The organism is Rhizobium lusitanum, from assembly GCF_014189535.1.
Classification (GTDB): Bacteria; Pseudomonadota; Alphaproteobacteria; order Rhizobiales; family Rhizobiaceae; genus Rhizobium; species Rhizobium lusitanum_C.
The window spans coordinates 2,184,521-2,199,837 of the sequence record NZ_CP050308.1; the positions used below are offsets into that span (position 1 = coordinate 2,184,521).

Annotated in this window: 15 protein-coding genes and 1 pseudogene; 9 read left to right on the plus strand and 7 right to left on the minus strand. The window is 61.4% G+C overall.

From position 1 onward, the window contains the following. Positions 1 to 3 precede the first annotated feature (3 nt). Positions 4 to 993, minus strand: a complete 990-nt coding sequence (locus tag HB780_RS24390; RefSeq protein ID WP_183689926.1) for an Ldh family oxidoreductase — start codon at positions 991 to 993, stop codon at positions 4 to 6. Between the two features lie 253 nt (positions 994 to 1,246). Here HB780_RS24390 and HB780_RS24395 point away from each other — a divergent pair, with 253 nt between their 5' ends. The 3 genes from HB780_RS24395 (at position 1,247) to HB780_RS24405 (ending at position 3,474) form a co-directional block, all read left to right on the plus strand. Further along, positions 1,247 to 1,483 carry an Lrp/AsnC ligand binding domain-containing protein gene (locus HB780_RS24395; protein ID WP_039974084.1) on the plus strand — a complete coding sequence of 79 codons (237 nt, stop codon included), beginning with the start codon at positions 1,247 to 1,249 and terminating at the stop codon, positions 1,481 to 1,483. Positions 1,484 to 1,690: 207 nt separating this feature from the next. Continuing rightward, complete coding sequence (locus tag HB780_RS24400; RefSeq protein ID WP_183689927.1) at positions 1,691 to 2,017, plus strand: NIPSNAP family protein; 327 nt, start codon at positions 1,691 to 1,693, stop codon at positions 2,015 to 2,017. A 263-nt stretch (positions 2,018 to 2,280) separates the two neighbouring features. Further along, a complete protein-coding gene (locus tag HB780_RS24405) occupies positions 2,281 to 3,474 on the plus strand; it encodes a glycosyltransferase family 4 protein (RefSeq protein ID WP_183689928.1) in 1,194 nt (397 codons plus the stop codon). Here the strand turns inward: HB780_RS24405 and HB780_RS33220 are convergent. Then, positions 3,441 to 3,749 carry a hypothetical protein gene (locus HB780_RS33220; protein WP_286203212.1) on the minus strand — a complete coding sequence of 103 codons (309 nt, stop codon included), beginning with the start codon at positions 3,747 to 3,749 and terminating at the stop codon, positions 3,441 to 3,443. The two genes, HB780_RS24405 and HB780_RS33220, sit on opposite strands and share 34 nt — an antisense overlap. A gap of 244 nt (positions 3,750 to 3,993) precedes the next feature. Next, positions 3,994 to 4,314: pseudogene (locus HB780_RS33225) on the minus strand (glycosyltransferase family 2 protein); the annotation flags it as partial. A gap of 170 nt (positions 4,315 to 4,484) precedes the next feature. Here HB780_RS33225 and HB780_RS24415 point away from each other — a divergent pair. The 4 genes from HB780_RS24415 to HB780_RS24430 all read left to right on the plus strand — a co-directional run bounded on the left by HB780_RS24415 (position 4,485) and on the right by HB780_RS24430 (position 10,178). Next, positions 4,485 to 5,999, plus strand: coding sequence for a lipopolysaccharide biosynthesis protein (locus HB780_RS24415; RefSeq protein WP_183689929.1), 1,515 nt, complete (start codon positions 4,485 to 4,487; stop codon positions 5,997 to 5,999). Positions 6,000 to 6,009: 10 nt separating this feature from the next. Continuing rightward, positions 6,010 to 7,800, plus strand: a complete 1,791-nt coding sequence (locus tag HB780_RS24420; protein ID WP_183689930.1) for an alpha/beta hydrolase family protein — start codon at positions 6,010 to 6,012, stop codon at positions 7,798 to 7,800. Between the two features lie 304 nt (positions 7,801 to 8,104). Then, positions 8,105 to 8,773, plus strand: coding sequence for a response regulator (locus tag HB780_RS24425; protein WP_183689931.1), 669 nt, complete (start codon positions 8,105 to 8,107; stop codon positions 8,771 to 8,773). Next, positions 8,763 to 10,178: a sensor histidine kinase gene (locus tag HB780_RS24430; RefSeq protein WP_183689932.1), complete on the plus strand. Its 1,416-nt coding sequence runs from the start codon at positions 8,763 to 8,765 to the stop codon at positions 10,176 to 10,178. The genes HB780_RS24425 and HB780_RS24430 overlap by 11 nt, the downstream gene beginning before the upstream one ends. Before the next feature lie 34 nt (positions 10,179 to 10,212). Here HB780_RS24430 and HB780_RS24435 read toward each other — a convergent pair whose 3' ends face one another. From HB780_RS24435 to HB780_RS24450, 4 genes are all read right to left on the minus strand, one after another. Then, a complete protein-coding gene (locus HB780_RS24435; RefSeq protein WP_183689933.1) occupies positions 10,213 to 10,926 on the minus strand; it encodes a DNA helicase in 714 nt (237 codons plus the stop codon). Positions 10,927 to 11,183: 257 nt separating this feature from the next. Continuing rightward, complete coding sequence (locus HB780_RS24440) at positions 11,184 to 12,065, minus strand: ABC transporter permease (RefSeq protein ID WP_183689934.1); 882 nt, start codon at positions 12,063 to 12,065, stop codon at positions 11,184 to 11,186. A 14-nt stretch (positions 12,066 to 12,079) separates the two neighbouring features. Continuing rightward, positions 12,080 to 12,898 carry an ABC transporter ATP-binding protein gene (locus HB780_RS24445; protein WP_183689935.1) on the minus strand — a complete coding sequence of 273 codons (819 nt, stop codon included), beginning with the start codon at positions 12,896 to 12,898 and terminating at the stop codon, positions 12,080 to 12,082. A gap of 91 nt (positions 12,899 to 12,989) precedes the next feature. Next, positions 12,990 to 14,003 (minus strand): ABC transporter substrate-binding protein, encoded by a 1,014-nt coding sequence (locus HB780_RS24450; protein WP_183689936.1) that lies wholly within the window; start codon positions 14,001 to 14,003, stop codon positions 12,990 to 12,992. 254 nt (positions 14,004 to 14,257) lie between these two features. On the opposite strand from HB780_RS24450, the gene HB780_RS24455 reads away from it, so the two are divergent. Both HB780_RS24455 and HB780_RS24460 read left to right on the plus strand, forming a co-directional pair. After that, complete coding sequence (locus HB780_RS24455; RefSeq protein WP_183689937.1) at positions 14,258 to 14,566, plus strand: hypothetical protein; 309 nt, start codon at positions 14,258 to 14,260, stop codon at positions 14,564 to 14,566. A gap of 192 nt (positions 14,567 to 14,758) precedes the next feature. Beyond that, positions 14,759 to 15,217 (plus strand): helix-turn-helix domain-containing protein, encoded by a 459-nt coding sequence (locus HB780_RS24460; RefSeq protein ID WP_183689938.1) that lies wholly within the window; start codon positions 14,759 to 14,761, stop codon positions 15,215 to 15,217. The last annotated feature ends 100 nt before the right edge of the window (positions 15,218 to 15,317 follow it).

Here is a 15,317-nt window from a genome sequence, read left to right on the forward strand (position 1 = left end):
CCCTTAAAGCCCCTCAATCATCGCGATCACATCGTCCTCGACGGAAATGCCGCTCGCCAGCGCTTCGCGCCGCGCCGTCTGGCCGCGACGTCCGGGCAGGCGGACATTGGGGTCGCTGGTGATTTCGCTTGCGAGCAGCGCCAGCCGCTTTGCCGTGTCGGCAGCGCTCATCGCGGCCGGATTGATGGCGATGATCGTCTGGCCGAGCGCGGGCGGCGGGCCTTGGTCGTCAAAGAGCGACGAAGCTTCGAAGGCGTAGTTGGCGCCGGTCAGGCCAGCGGAAAGAATCTCCACCATCAGCGCCAGCGCCGCCCCCTTCGCCTCGCCGGCGGGGATCATCGTGCCGATCAGCGCCTCCTCGGCGTCGGTGGTTGGCTTGCCGTCGCGGTCGAAGGCCCAGTCGTCCGGGATCGGTGCGCCCTTCTGCCGCGCGGCCATCACCTTGCCGCGCGCCACCCTCGACAGCGCCAGATCGATGACGATGGGATCGGCGTCCGGCAAGGGTGCGGCAAAGGCGATCGGGTTGGTGCCGAAGACCGGGGTCTTGCCGCCCCAGGGCGCCATCGAGGCCGGTGCATTGGCGACCATCAACGCCACCAGCCCCTGATCGGCAAAGCGCTCCACCGTCAGCCCCATCACGCCGGCATGATGCGAGCGGCTGATGGCCGCAAGCGCAATCCCCTGTTCGCGGGCAATGATGGAAAGCTCGGCAACCGCAAGATCGAGCGCCGGATAGGCATAGCCGTTGCCGGCATCGATGCGCAGCACAGCAGGATAGGGCCGCGTCAGTTGCGGCTTGGCGAAACCATCAGTCTTGCCGGCCTTCGCCTGCGAAGCATAGGCCGGCACGCGGCGCAGGCCATGACCGCTCTGTCCAGCCGCCTCCGCCGCAACAATCGCGATGGCGACCGCGCGGGCATTCTCCGGGCTGACCCGATTTCGCAGCAAGGCCTCCACAACCAGCGTTTCGGCTTCGGCGAGCGACAGATGCATGATGAGAGACCTTGGAATGAATGAGGAGGGCAAGATATTCCTACGCCCTGATCTTGCCCATCGCAATGCAACAATGACTGGCTTGGCCGCACGCGACGACGAACCTGTCGGCTGGCGCTCCCGCCCGACTGCGGAATTCATGAGAGCGACATCCGGTGGACAGAGAAAAACTTGCATGGCCATGGCGCTTTCGACCATTATAGAGCAAAGCGTCGGCTACAATCGCGGCCGCAGACAGAAGCAGGATCGTCTCATGAAGCCCATTTTCGTTCAGCTCCAATGCGCCCCCGGCAAGACCTACGAGGTCGCCGACGCCATCTACCAGACGGAACTGGTCTCGGAGCTCTATTCCACCAGCGGCGACTACGACTTGCTGCTGAAAGTCTACATCAAGGACGAGCAGGAGATCGGCAAGTTCATCAACGACAACATCGCCAATATCCCCGGCATCGTCCGCTCGCTGACGACGCTGACATTCAGGGCGTTCTAAAAGGTCCAGAAGATGGGCGGGCATCGCTGTAACGTCATGGCCAATCAGCGGGATTCCGCGCCTAAACACAGGCGATCAGCTTGACAGAAGAATAGCGGTTCGCACATACCTGCAGGGCCTGTTCTAATAGGGATATTGACGTTTGTAGGCGCAGGGGAGCAAGTTCCAAACACCTGTCGCTCTCAAGGGACATAGGGAAGCAAGACTGTGATCTACGAGATCAGAATTTACGACTGCCTGCCCGGCCGATTGCCCGCGCTGCTCAAACGCTTTGCCGAACATACGCTGGCAATATGGGACAAGCACGGCATCAAGCAGGCGGGTTTCTTCACCACGATCGTGGGCGAAAACAGCCAGCGTCTCACCTATCTCATCGCCTGGGAATCGCTAGCCGATCGCGAGGTGAAATGGAAAGCTTTCACCACTGATCCTGCATGGCTTAAGGCCCGCGACGAGTCTGAGCGCGACGGGCAAATCCTCTCCAATATCTCAAACCAGCTATTGTCACCGACCGCCTTTTCGGCGGTACAATAAGACACCACCGATCCCGCTTGCCGCCAGTTGGAATTCCACCCGATTTGGTCATTTGCGGAAGCGATGAAGAACGGCGGCTCTTGGGTTATCGCCAACGAACAGCCCCGATATTAACCCTCTTGCCCGAAACCGCTTGGCTTTTCGCTCGCAATTAAGCTCTTTTTAACCGTCCGTTGAGCAGTTTTGCGTGCTGGTCAACGGATGGCGCTGTCGTGCGCCTGATCGCCGCGGTAGTACGTGGCCCAAGGATCGAGGGCGGATCGATGACATCGGATATTCAGGCACAGAAGCCGGGCGGGCCGCTGATCGTGCATGTCGTGCGCCAGTTTCTGCCCAACAAGGGCGGATTGGAAGATGTGGTTGCCAATCTCTGCCGGCAGCTGATCGGCCGTGGCTATCGCGTTCGCGTCGTGACCTGCAACAGCCTGTTTTCCGATCCGGCCCGTGAGCTGGCACCGAGCGAAATCATCGATGGCATCGAGATCGTCCGCATCCCCTGGTCCGGCTCCAGCCGCTACCCGGTGGCGCCAAAGGTGTTCAAGCATATCGCCGATGCCGACCTCGTCCATGTCCATGCCGTCGATTTCTTCTTCGACGCGCTCGCCTGGGGAAAGCTTTTTCATGGCCGACCGATGGTTGCCACCACCCATGGCGGCTTTTTCCACACGCCGAAATTCGCAGCCATCAAGAAGCTCTGGTTCAACACCGCAACCCGGCTCTCGGCGCTCGCCTATGCAGAGCTGATCTGTTGCAGCCAGTCAGACGAACGGCTGTTTTCGAGCATTGCCGGACGCCGGACCCGTCTGATCGAGAACGGCGCCGACGTCGCCAAATTCGCCAATTGCGCGGCGCTCGAGGCACGCCGTCGAATCGTCACCATCGGCCGTTTCTCGGTCAACAAGCGGCTCGACCGCATGCTTGACGTTATCAGGGTGTTGGCCGCCCGCGATCCGGACTGGCATCTCGACATCATCGGCGCGGTCTCCGACCTCGACCAGCCGACGCTGGAAAAGGAAATTGCCGCCCGCGATCTCGGCCACCACGTGACGCTGCATGTATCGATCGACAACAGCGCCATCCGCAACATCATCGCCCGTGCCTCTCTCTTTGCCTCCGCTTCGGACTATGAAGGCTTCGGCCTGGTGGCGATCGAGGCGATGAGCGCCGGCCTGCTGCCGGTGCTGCACACCAACGACGCCTATATCGCGCTGGCCGAGACCCATCCGGCGCTGATGCTCTCCGACTTCTCAGATCAGCAAGCTGCCGCCGATACCCTGACCGCTGCTTTCGAGCGCCTTGAGACCGACGGCCTCAGCTTGCGCGAGGAGTTGATCCGCGATGCTCGCGCCTATGCATGGGACGAAGTCGCACAGCGCTATGTGGACGCCTATGCAGACGCGATGACCCCGAGAGGCGAACGGCATCAACCGTTGCGCCAGCGCGGCCAGGTGGCATAACCCTCGAGAATTCCCATGAGCCAGGCGCGCTTGTAACGCGCGGCATCGGCGTTGAACCGGACGAGCGCCGCCAGCCAGCCGCCGACGGGCCGCAAGAGGCGATAGCCGACATAGACGAGCGGAAAGCGTTGCTTGCGCATCAACGCGCCGAAACCGCGCCCATATTTCCGCGCCCGCTCGACCTGACGTGGACCATATTCGTCGGTGACCTGGTCGTGGTGGACGATCAACTCCGGAAAGAACATCAGCCGCTTGCCGGCGGCCAGCGCCCGCAACAGAAAATCCGCCTCCTCGCCGCTCTGAAACGGCGTGTCCGGAGCCGACCCCGAGGTTTTCGTCGAAGCCGCCGATATCGGCCAGCGCCGCGCGGCGGACGAAGATGCCGTTGGAGTTGCCGCACTTCAGATAGTTCCAGCGCGTCACCGCGAGCGGGACCTCGCCCGTCGGACTGACCGAGGCCGTGCCGCTGGCGTCAAGCGTGCGGCCGGTGACGATGGCAAGTTGCGGATGCGCGACGAACAGCCGCTCGGCCATCTCGAGCGTATCGGGCTCATACCAGCAGTCATCGTCGGGAAAGCAGACATAATCGCCACTCGCCGCCGCCATCCCATTGTTGCGCGCCCGCGAAAGCCCCTTGAGGGAGCGGATATGCCCGATGGTGAAAAGGGGTGAGAACCGCCCGACCAACGCCGAAAGCCTGTCATCCGGATTCTGGTCGACGAGAACGACCTCGAAATCCCGGTGTCGCTGACTGCTCAACGACAGGAACAAGCGTTCCAGCTGGTCGAAGCGATCGATCGTACAGACGATAAGGCTGAACAATGAAGTTCCTCTGAACAAGCGGCAAAGCAGCCAATATCAGGGAAATTGAATATTAGCTGAAGTAAAAACAAAATTTACATTAGGAATAGACGGTAAATATTAAGGCATATGAAATAGAGCAGAGGCTATCTCCATGAAGAGCCGAATAGTCTCGGCCACTTTCTGCGACTATGAGAACGGTAATCTTCATGACGAAGAGCATCATGGCGAATTCGGCGTTGAACGCGGCGGCGGGGCTGACCCTGCTCGCGACCGGCTTTGCCTGCTCGATCATCGCCGCCCGCCTGCTCGGCCCCGAGGCCAACGGCATCATTGCCTTTTCGCTGTGGCTGACGACCACAGGCGCGCTCATCGCCGAGCTTGGCGCCGGTGTCACGCTGCTGCGTGTCCTGCCGCAGTTGAAGGGACGGGGTTATTCGACAGAGGAACGACTAGGCTTTGCCGCCTATCTCTTGCAGCCGACGATCCTGGCAACCGTAATCCTGCTCGTCGGTTACACCGCCTATTACTGGGATACGGAGCGACTGCACTGGGCCGGCGACGCATCCGCCGTCATCGCCATCACCGGCGCGTTTTTCGTTCTTCAGTCGCTCGGCGCCTATAGCAAGAATTACCTGATTGGCGAGCAGCAACTCGGCACCTTCCTGCGCATCACCCTGACAAGCTCGGCGCTACAGCTCGTAACCGTGCTCTTGGGCGCGATCTTCTTCGGCGTCAGCGGTGCGCTTGCCGGTTATGCCATTGGCCAGTTACCGATGTTTTTCGCGACCCTGAAGATCGCCATCGCCCGCCGCAACAGCTGCGGCGTCGGCCTCGGCGCGCTCGTCAGTTCCTCGCTCATTCTCTCGATCGAACTCATCAACAGCTCGATCTTCCTCAACCGCATCGAGCTGCTTTTCCTGCAGCATTACTGGGGTATCGAAGCGGTCGGCTTTTATGCCGTCGGCCTGTCGCTCGCCAATCTCGCGCTGCAGCTTCCGGTGCAGTTGAGCGGTAGCCTGCTGCCCTATTATTCCGAACAGATGCACGCACAGCCATCCGGAAAGCTGCCGATCCGCGTCTTCGAGGGCGTAGCTCGCAGTATTGCCTATATCACCTTGCCGATGAGCTTCGGCCTTGCCGCGATCGCGCCCGAGCTGGTGGTCACCATCTTCGGCAAACCCTTCGCACCGAGCGGCGGCATGGTGGCGCTGCTGTCGCTGACGGCGGTGCCTTACGTCTTCATGCAGATCTGCACGCAATATCTCTATTCCATCGACCGCACGCGCGAACGCACGATCATCGGCGGCGTCGCCAGCGTCATCATGGTCGCCGGCTGCCTGATCGCAGTGCCCCTCTATGGCGGCGAAGGTGCCGCTTTGGTGCGGTTCTTGGCCTTCACCGCCATGTGCCTGTTGATGGTGCGGCTGATGAAATTCGAAGGCTCGATGCGCGGCATGTTCGTCAACCTCGCCAAGGTCACCGCCGCCGCCATGCTTTGCGCCGCTGCCGCCTATGGCTTCCTTCATGTCCTGCCGGGCATTCCGGGCCTTGCCGGCGCTATCATCGCCGGCGCGCTGGTCTACGGGTTGGCACTGCGGCTTCTGGGCGCCGTGCCGCCGGAGGATATCGCCGTTATGCAGCAGATTGCCGCGCGCCTGCCACGGCGCGCCCATCCGATTGCCGTTCACGCGCTGGCGCTGCTCGCGCCGCGCCGAATGTGAGGAGACGATCATGGCTGGTTGGGGAGCCGCCGAATACGTGGACACAGTCAAAGAAATTACGGCCGCCGCCGTGCCGGTGACCTTCGCCGGCACCGTCGGCCTGTTCATGCCTGCCGCCGCGCCACCAAGCCGCACGGCCGTCATGTTCCTCAGCCCCTGGGGCTTCGAGGAAATGTGCACCCGCAAGTTCTGGCGCATCCTCGCCGAGGATTTTGCCAAGACCGGTATCGCCAGCCTGCGCTTCGACTATGCCGGAACGGGTGACGCACTCGACGTAGCCGATCAGGGGCAAGGATTGGCGCTCTGGGAAGATACGGCACTGGCTGCTGCCGCCAAGCTGCGATCACTCTCCGGCTGCGAACGGCTTATCCTGGTGAGCCAGGGGCTCGGAAGCACCATCGCCCTCGATATTGCCAAGCGGCTTGAAGCCATCGACGGCATCGCCCTCCTAGCGCCGACAATTTCCGGGCGCGCCTATCTGCGCGAATTGACCATCTGGTCGAAAATGATCGACGAAAGCATGGGGCTCGACGAGGCACAGCGACAAACCGAAGGCGTCACCGTCGCCAGCCTGCGCATGCCGGACGCCATTGCCGCCACGGTCAGGACACTCAACCTGATGACGCGCGGCCATGTCAGCACGCCGGACTGCCTCGTCCTGACCCGGCCCGGCCGGCCGGGCGATGCCGACTTCGCAACCCATCTCGGGACTCTCGGACCGCGCGTCGAACAAGCCGCCTATGACGGCTATGACGAGCTGGTGTCGAACCCGACCATCGCCGCCATGCCACTCGACGCCGGCCGCAAGATTCTGGATTGGGTACAGTCGATCGCGACGAAGCCCGTCACGACGACACGCAAGATTGTCCACGCACCGCGCGCCGAAGCGCTTGAAGGCGACGGTTTCCGCGAGACGCCTCTGCGCTTCGGCGAAGGGGATCGCCTCTTCGGCATCCTCTGCGAACCCATGGGCGAGCGGGCGGGCGCGACGGCGCTGCTCCTCACGACTGCCTATGACCGGCACGCCGGCTGGGGCCGGACGTCGGTGACCATGGCGCGGGCGCTTGCCCGCGATGGCATCGCCTCGCTACGCTTCGACACCGCCAATGTCGCCGACAGCCCGCCCTTGCCCGATGCCCCCGACCAGGTGCTCTATTCTCGCGACCAGCATCGGGATGTCAGCGCCGCGCTCGACCTGCTGGAGACCAGAGAACTGCTGCCGGCCTTTGCCGTCGGCCGCTGCAGCGGCGGCTATCTCGCCTACCAGACCGCAATGAACGATGACCGATGCCACGGCTTGATCACCGTCAACCCCTACGCCTTCTTCTGGGATGAAACGCAATCGGTCGACGAAGGCCTTCGCTTCGTGCCGCGCTCGCTTGAAACCTATGGCTACAAATTCCTGCAACTGGAAACACTGAAGCGGCTCTATGGCGGCCAGATCGACGCCAGAAGTGCTGCGCGCAATATCGTCACGGCGCTGGCAAGACGCGCCGTCCGGCTCGGCCGCCCCCTGCTCGGCGTCCTGCCCTTCTTCGCCGGCGAGCACGAAATCGTCATGGGTGGTTTCCGCTCGCTCGCCAGGCGCCGGGTCGACATATCGCTGATCTACAGCGCCCACGATATCGGCCTCGACCATTTCCGCGAGCACTTTGGCGAGGACGCCTCAGCACTCAGAAATTTCCCCGACATCCGCCTCACCATCATCCCCGGCGCCGACCACAATCTGACGCCCCCCTATGCACGCAAGGTCTATTTGCGGGAGGTGAGGGAGATGGGATTGAGGCTGGGGAAGCGGTGAAGCCATCTCGCCCCTGGCGGGCGAGAAAGCAATTTCATTGGTTTAGGAATTGCGGCACAGGACGGTTCACATACTCAAAACCCGGCGCAATTTCTAAGCCATTGAAATTGCAAGAGAGGGGGTCTTTTCTTGCTCATTCCGCTTCCGGTAAGCAAGTGCGTCCCTGCCTACCCCCACCCTTGCAAAATCTAGCACTTAGCCTGACGGCTAAATGCTGATTTTGCTTTCCCGCCCGCAAGGGGCGGGATAGACGCTGAATAGCCAAAACACTCGCAACATCCGGCACTTGCTGTATACTCGCCGCATGAGGCTCCTGATCGTCGAAGACAACCGCGAACTGGCGTCCTGGCTCGGCAAGGCGCTGCGTCAGGCGCAATATGCCGTCGACATCGCCCATGACGGCGAGGACGCCGAGCACATGCTGAAAGTGGCGAGCTATGCGGTCGTCATTCTCGATCTGTCCCTGCCGAAAATCGACGGATTGACGCTCTTGAAGCGGCTGCGCCAGGGCGGCAACAAGGTGCCGGTCATCATCCTCACGGCCAATGCCAGCCTGGACGGCCGCATCACTGGGCTCGACAGCGGCGCCGACGACTATCTCGCCAAACCCTTCGAAATCGCCGAGCTGGAAGCTCGCATTCGCGCCGCCGTCCGCCGCGGCCATGATCGCGCCGCACCCGAAATCGCCGTCGGCGATCTGCTGTTCGATGGCGGCACGCGGCAGTTCTCTCTCGGTGGAGAGACATTGGCGCTGACGCCGCGCGAACATGCCGTGCTTGAACATCTGGTCATGAAGGTCGGCACGACGGTGACCAAGACCGCGCTATCGGAAAGCGTCTTCGGCTTCGACGATTTCGCCGATACCAGCGCCATCGAAATCTACGTGCACCGCGTCCGCAAGAAGCTCGAAGGCAGCACCGTGCAGATCGCCACGCTGCGCGGCCTCGGTTATCTCCTTCGCCATGCGCAATGATGAAAGCCTCCCGCAGGAAGGTCGCCTCAGCCGCGCCATCGCAGGGCTGACCGCCAGCTTGCGGGCACAACTGTTCGCCTGGGTAGTGCTGACGCTGATCGGGGCGATCTGCGTCAATCTTTATCTCAGCTACCGGTCGGCGGACGCCACCGCCGATCTCGTCATCGACCACACGCTGCTCGCCTCAGCCCGCGTCATCGCCGAGGCCGTGCATACCGATCCCAGCGGAACCGTCCAGCTCGACATTCCCCCCGCAGCTCTCGAAATGTTCGATACAGGCAACGGCGATCGCGTCTTCTATCAGGTGGTGACCGCCTGGGGGAACCTCATCGCCGGTTATCCCGATCTGCCGCAGCCGAAAAGGCAGCAGACCGGCGAAGACACGACGTTTCGCGCCGACGAAGTGCGGCTGATGCTGCTGAACCAGCCGATCGTCGGACTCGGCGTAGACAGCACGATCTCCGTCACCGTCGCCGTCACCCATCACAGCCAGTACGCCATGCGCCGCAGGCTGTGGCTATCGGATTTCAGCAAGCAGCTCGTGCTGGTACTGATCGCCGGCCTGGTAACCATTCTCGGCTTGCAGCGGGGTCTGGCGCCCGTGCTGCGGTTGCGCGACGCCGTGCGCGAACGCGGCCGCGAGCGGCTGGATCCGCTGGAACCGAACATGGTGCAGAGCGAGCTGCGGCCGCTGGTCCACGCCCTCAATGATCATATGGAGCGGGTGCAAAACCAGATGGCGGCACAGCGCCGCTTCGTCTCCAACGCCGCACATCAGCTGCGCACGCCGCTCGCTTTGATCTCGACACAGGCAAGCGTCGCGGCACGCGAGGCCGACACAGGCAAGCGCGACGAGGCGCTGCAGGCACTGCGCTCCAGCACCAGGCAGGTGACGCGGCTGGCAAGCCAGCTTCTCACCTTGTCGCGGGCCGAACCGGGCAGCCGCAGGCCGCGCAGCGATACGATCGAACTCGTCGCCACCGCCCGGCACGTCCTGGAGAACCTCGCCGAGGAGGCATTGCGGCGTAATATCGATCTTGGGCTGGAGGCAGACAATGCACCGATCCGTGTCGAAGGCGATGGCACGATGATGCGCGAGATGCTGGTTAATCTCGTCGACAATGCGCTGCGCTACACTCCATTGAACGGCCGGGTCACGCTCGGCGTCGCCCGCGATGGCGACGACGCCATGTTGACGGTGGAAGACAATGGCCCCGGCATTCCGGAAGCCGAACGCGCCCAGGTGTTCGAACGCTTCTATCGCATCATCGGCACGGAACCGGAGGGCAGCGGCCTCGGGCTTGCCATTGTCCGCGAAGTGGTCGACGGCGCCGGTGGCTCCGTGACGCTCGGCGACGCGGCCGAAGGCGGCCTGCTGGTGACTGTAAGGCTGCCGGCGGTCTGATTACTTCAAAAACCACCGACAACCGAAGAGATCGCTATCCTGCCGCCCGAAGCTGGACTTCGCGCTTGTTCAGGAAAAACGCCTTGTCGAAAAGTCCCAGATCCAGCGGATTGGGCAAGCGGACATCCTCCAGATCCGGATAGGCTTTCACCGACAAATCACAAGACCGGTCGATCTGCGAGATGAAGACGATGATCAAGCCTTTCTCATGCGCAAAGGCCTTCAGCGCACGGACCTGAACCATCAAGTCCGGTTTCTGCCGGTTCTGGTCGAGTATCTGCAGATAGTCGACGACCACCAGCGTTCCCTTGGGCACCGACACCAGCCTCTGCATGATATAGTCAGCGCTGATTGCTTCGGAGGTGTCGAATTCGAACAGATCCCTGAAATGCTCGAACGTCTCGCCGATCGCCTCAAAGCGATCCTGAATATCCCTTTCGGTGTATTCCAGCGTGAAGAAGATACCCCGGTTGCCGGCTTTCATGGCCTCGATGGCGAGCCTGAGGCTCATCAAGGTCTTGCCGTGGCGCGGACGAGCGCCGAGAAGCACCAGGTCGCCGAGGTTCAGCCGCGAAAACATCTCGCCGGCGGGTGTCTTCTCATCCGCGCGGGTTGCGAGCAGGCTCCAGCTGCGGAGGCCCTCTTCGACGGCGATCCGATCGAGCGCCTCGTGCAGCGGGATAGTCTCATGGCGTGACAACAATCGCGCCTTGCGTTTCAGACGATACAGTGGGGCGGAAAGCCTCATATGAAAAACCTCCTATTGCGAGCTGCGATCGCAATCCCTCCTTATGCTTGGCGCTCGAACAGTCGGTTCGATGGTTGGTCAGCCCCGCATGAATGATACTTTCCCGATCGGAGGGGGGGAGGCATGGGCCTTGCCTGAGACGAAGCATAGCCTGATTCGCACCCAAGGAAAATCGCACGCACCGAGCCTAAAAACACAAAAGGCCGGGCGAAACGCCCGGCCTTTGCCTTGGGAGGTGCCGGATTATCCGGCTGGGCTTATTGCGTGTCCATATGCTGCTGCGGACGCCAACGGGTGATGCGATTTTCCACCAGCGTCATCACGTACTCCGCACCGAGCGTCACCAGCATCACCAGGATGATCGCGGCATAGAGGCCGGCCGCATCGTAGGTGCCCTTGGCGATCGAGATCAGGTAGCCGATACCGGCCAGCGAACCGACGAACTCGCCGACGATCGCACCAATGATGGCGAACGAGAAGGAGACGTGCAGGCTGGCGAAGATCCAGCTCATCGCCGACGGCAGGATCACGTTGCGGGTGACCTGCCAGTTCGAGGCACCGAGGATGCGGGCATTGGCGATCATGTTGCGGTCCGCTTCGCGCACGCCCTGGAAGGCATTGGCGAACACGACGAAAAACACCATGATGAAGGCCAGAGCCACCTTGGACGGCAGGCCAAGGCCCATGATCATCACAAAGATCGGCGCCAACACGACGCGCGGAATCGAGTTGATCGCCTTGATGTAGATCGACAGGATATCGGAGGCCAGCCTATTGCGGCCGAGCGCCACGCCGACCAGCACGCCGGTGACCGAGCCGATGACGAAGCCGATCAGCGCTTCTTCCATGGTGACGCCGAGGTGATACCAGAGCGAACCATTTTCGGTGCCTTCGGTGACCCATTCGTAGAGCCTATAGCCGATAGCGGTCGGGCTGGAATAGAAGAAGGGGTCGATCCAGTGCAGGTCGGAGGCCAGCTGCCAGACACCGAGGATCGCCACGAGGATCGCGACCTGCCAGAAGACGACGACGAATTTGCGCCGGGTGATCGCCTTCAGTGCCGCTGCTTCTATTTCCACGTCCGAGGTGCCGGCGCGGAAGATCGGCGCATTGCCTGTTTCAAGGGCTGTATTTGCCATGATCAATCCTCCCCTTATGCCGCTTGCGCAGCGCGGCGATAGCTGGTCTCGACCTCTTCGCGGAGGTCGTCCCAGATCGTCTTGCAATAATCGATGAAGGTCTGCTCGTAGCGGATCTCCGAGACGACACGCGGGCGCGGCAGGTCGATCTTGTAGACCGACTTCACCGTGGCGGGACCCGCCGTCAGCACATAGACCTTGTCGGCCAGCGCCACGGCCTCTTCGAGGTCGTGGGTGACGAACACCACCGACGCCTGACGCTCGGCCCAGAGCTTCAGCAACTCCTCGTGCATGACCGTGCGGGTCTGCACGTCCAGCGCCGAGAATGGCTCGTCCATCAGCAGGATTTCCGGCTCGTTGATGAAGGTCTGCGCCAGCGAAACGCGCTTGCGCATGCCGCCGGAGAGCTGGTGCGGATAGTGATGCAGAAACTTCGTCAGGCCAACGCGGGCGAGCCAGTCTTTGGCGGTCGCCTCCGCTTCCGCTTTGGACTTGCCGCGGAACAGCGGGCCGGACATGACGTTGTCGATGACGTTCTTCCAGGGAAAGAGCGCATCCGTCTGGAAGACGAAGCCGACGCGCGGATCGATGCCGTCGACCGGGCCGCCCATCAGGCGAACTTCGCCGGCGCTCGGCTTGGCAAGGCCGGTGACGAGGTTGAGCGTCGTCGACTTGCCGCAGCCGGTCGGTCCAACGACGGCGACGAATTCGCCGCGCTCGACAGTCATATTGAAATCGCGCAGCGCCGTCAGCGATTTGCCGGTCGGTGAGACGAAACGGCGGCTGACATTGATGAGCTCGATCGCCGGTGTCCGGCGTCCATCCTGTTGCATGGTGCTGATCCTGACGCGTGCCTTTGGGCGTGCACGCAAAAGCCCGTGAGATACCGCCTCCGGTTCCGGCCGGAGGCAGCGCGATGACTGCTTACTTGACGTTCTTGACGAACTCGGTCGTGTAGGTCTTCGACAGGTCGATCGTCTTGCCCTTGACGTTCTTCGAGAACGCGGAGAGCACGGCGAGAACCGTCTTCGGACCGTCTTCCGGCATCACGCCATCCGGCGTGAACATTTCCTTGCCGGCGTCGAGAGCCTTGATGTAGCCGTCCTTGTCGCCAACGTAGAAATCCTTCGGCATCTTGTCGGCAATCTCGGCGGCGGAATGCGTATTGATGAACCGCAGCGTCTTGACGAAGGCGTTGGCGAGCTTCTGTACGTCTTCCTTATGAGCATCGACCCAGGCCGCGTCCATGTAGAGCGAGGCTGCCGGATAGGTGCCGCCGAGTGCTTCCTCGGTGCCCTTCAGGGTCCGCAAGTCGACGAGAATCGAAGCTTCACCGGTCTTCAGCATGCGCGAAATCGTCGGCTCGGTGGTCATGCCGGCCTGGATGGCGTCCTGCTGCATGGCGGCGATGAAGGTCTGGCCGGCACCGACCGGAACCGTGGAGATATCAGACGGCGAAAGGCCGTGCTTCGACGCCATATAGAGCGTCAGGAAGTTGGTGGACGAGCCGAGGCCGGTAACACCGAGGCTCTTGCCCTTCAGGTCCGCGAAGGACTTGAGTTCCGGATGCTTGGTCGAGACCAGCTCGACTTCGCCGGGCGCCTGGCTGAACTGCACGACGGATTTGATGAACTTGCCCTTGGCCTGCAGGTCGACACAGTGATCGTAGAAGCCGACGACACCCTGAACAGCGCCAGCCAGCAGCTGGTTTTCGGCATCGACGCCGGCAGACTCGTTGAGAAGATCGACCTCGAGGCCTTCATCCTTGAAGTAACCGAGGGATTCGGCAAGCTTGGCCGGCAGATAGATCTGCTTTTCGTAACCGCCCACCATAATGGAAATCTTGTCGGCGGCATGCGCTGCCGTCGCACTGAGCGAGGCGGCTGATATGACGAGGGAAAGGGCTACGGTATGAAAAAGCGTGCGCGATGAACGCATGGGTATCTCCTCCTGTTAGATGCCTGCGTCATTCTGTAATCGCACGGCATGCGCTTCCTCCACGAAGCCGGGCAAAGCTAGCGCAGGTAACCTTTCAGTCAGCTTTCAGTGGAAAATCCCGCATGACGACACCTCCGATTTTATTTTGCCGCCGCCCTGCCTGAATTCAAACGAAACCACATCATACGTCATACCCTTGGCGAAACGCCGTTGACGCCTATGTAAAATATCCGTCGCCACGAAAAGGACGAACTATGAAAGCAATAGCCGCAGCGCTCATTCTGTTGACGGTCACTTCCGTCGGCTCGGCTCAGGCTATTTCCCGCTATGATTCACTTGGCCAGAGCTGTGCATCCGTGCAGCAGATCGTTTCGAAAGAGCGGGCGGTATTGCTGCGCTATCCCTCGCGAAGCGGCAATATCGTCCTTTACGACCGTTACGTGGCCAGCGATAGCCAATGCGGTACGAGCAACTATGCTGCACGCACCAGCGTGCCGACCAAGGATAACCCGACGTGCCCCGTTTACAACTGCAGATCGTCTTCCGTCTTCAATCCACATTGATGCCACGCTTCTTTCCTACCGCTTACTCAAACGGCCGATAACGGACAAACCTTCGCCACCAAAGACTTTTAGTTGAATTTCGCCACCATTTAATACACACTGAGCGGGCAGACTGGGGCATGTTCCTTGCCTTCCCCCGGGCATCTGCAAGGCGCGTCCGCTGGGTCCCCGTTCAAATGAGGAGATTATACAGTGAGTGCAAAAGTACCAAATCCGATTGACGCCTATGTCGGTTCACGCGTGCGAATGCGGCGGCTTATGCTTGGCATGAGCCAGGAACGGCTCGCCGATCAGATCGGCGTCACGTTTCAGCAGGTGCAAAAATACGAAAAAGGCACCAATCGCATCGGCGCCAGCCGGCTGCAGGCGATTGCGAGCGTTCTGGCCGTGCCGGTCGCCTTCTTCTTCCAGCAAGACAACACACAACCACTGGCGACGGACGGCCTCGGCGCCATCAGCGGCCTTGAGGATCTCTCAGACTTTCTGACGTCCAAGGAAGGCCTGAGCCTCAACAAGGCCTTCATGAAGATCAACGATCCGAGCGTCCGCCAATCCGTGTTGATGCTCATCAAGTCGCTGGCCAACACCTCCGAGCCGGCACTTGTACGTGCACCGCAGGCAACCGAAATCCCGTTCGGCCTGCGGAACTGATCGCCGCGCCTCACCTACCCCAACGGTAAGGCACGGATCACGATTGCGAAATGTGCAATCGAAACGACACTGGAGCACCCGGTATCCGCTAGGACACACA

Excerpts from the sequence above, each read along its gene's own strand:
- HB780_RS24420 (WP_183689930.1), top strand. The coding sequence starts at position 6,010 with ATGGCTGGTTGGGGAGCCGCCGAATACGTGGACACAGTCAAAGAAATT.
- HB780_RS24445 (WP_183689935.1), bottom strand. The coding sequence starts at position 12,898 with ATGCAACAGGATGGACGCCGGACACCGGCGATCGAGCTCATCAATGTC.
- HB780_RS24440 (WP_183689934.1), bottom strand. The coding sequence starts at position 12,065 with ATGGCAAATACAGCCCTTGAAACAGGCAATGCGCCGATCTTCCGCGCC.
- HB780_RS24450 (WP_183689936.1), bottom strand. The coding sequence starts at position 14,003 with ATGCGTTCATCGCGCACGCTTTTTCATACCGTAGCCCTTTCCCTCGTC.
- HB780_RS24415 (WP_183689929.1), top strand. The coding sequence starts at position 4,485 with ATGACGAAGAGCATCATGGCGAATTCGGCGTTGAACGCGGCGGCGGGG.
- HB780_RS24405 (WP_183689928.1), top strand. The coding sequence starts at position 2,281 with ATGACATCGGATATTCAGGCACAGAAGCCGGGCGGGCCGCTGATCGTG.
- HB780_RS24390 (WP_183689926.1), bottom strand. The coding sequence starts at position 993 with ATGCATCTGTCGCTCGCCGAAGCCGAAACGCTGGTTGTGGAGGCCTTG.
- HB780_RS24455 (WP_183689937.1), top strand. The coding sequence starts at position 14,258 with ATGAAAGCAATAGCCGCAGCGCTCATTCTGTTGACGGTCACTTCCGTC.
- HB780_RS24430 (WP_183689932.1), top strand. The coding sequence starts at position 8,763 with ATGCGCAATGATGAAAGCCTCCCGCAGGAAGGTCGCCTCAGCCGCGCC.
- HB780_RS24395 (WP_039974084.1), top strand. The coding sequence starts at position 1,247 with ATGAAGCCCATTTTCGTTCAGCTCCAATGCGCCCCCGGCAAGACCTAC.
- HB780_RS24425 (WP_183689931.1), top strand. The coding sequence starts at position 8,105 with ATGAGGCTCCTGATCGTCGAAGACAACCGCGAACTGGCGTCCTGGCTC.
- HB780_RS24435 (WP_183689933.1), bottom strand. The coding sequence starts at position 10,926 with ATGAGGCTTTCCGCCCCACTGTATCGTCTGAAACGCAAGGCGCGATTG.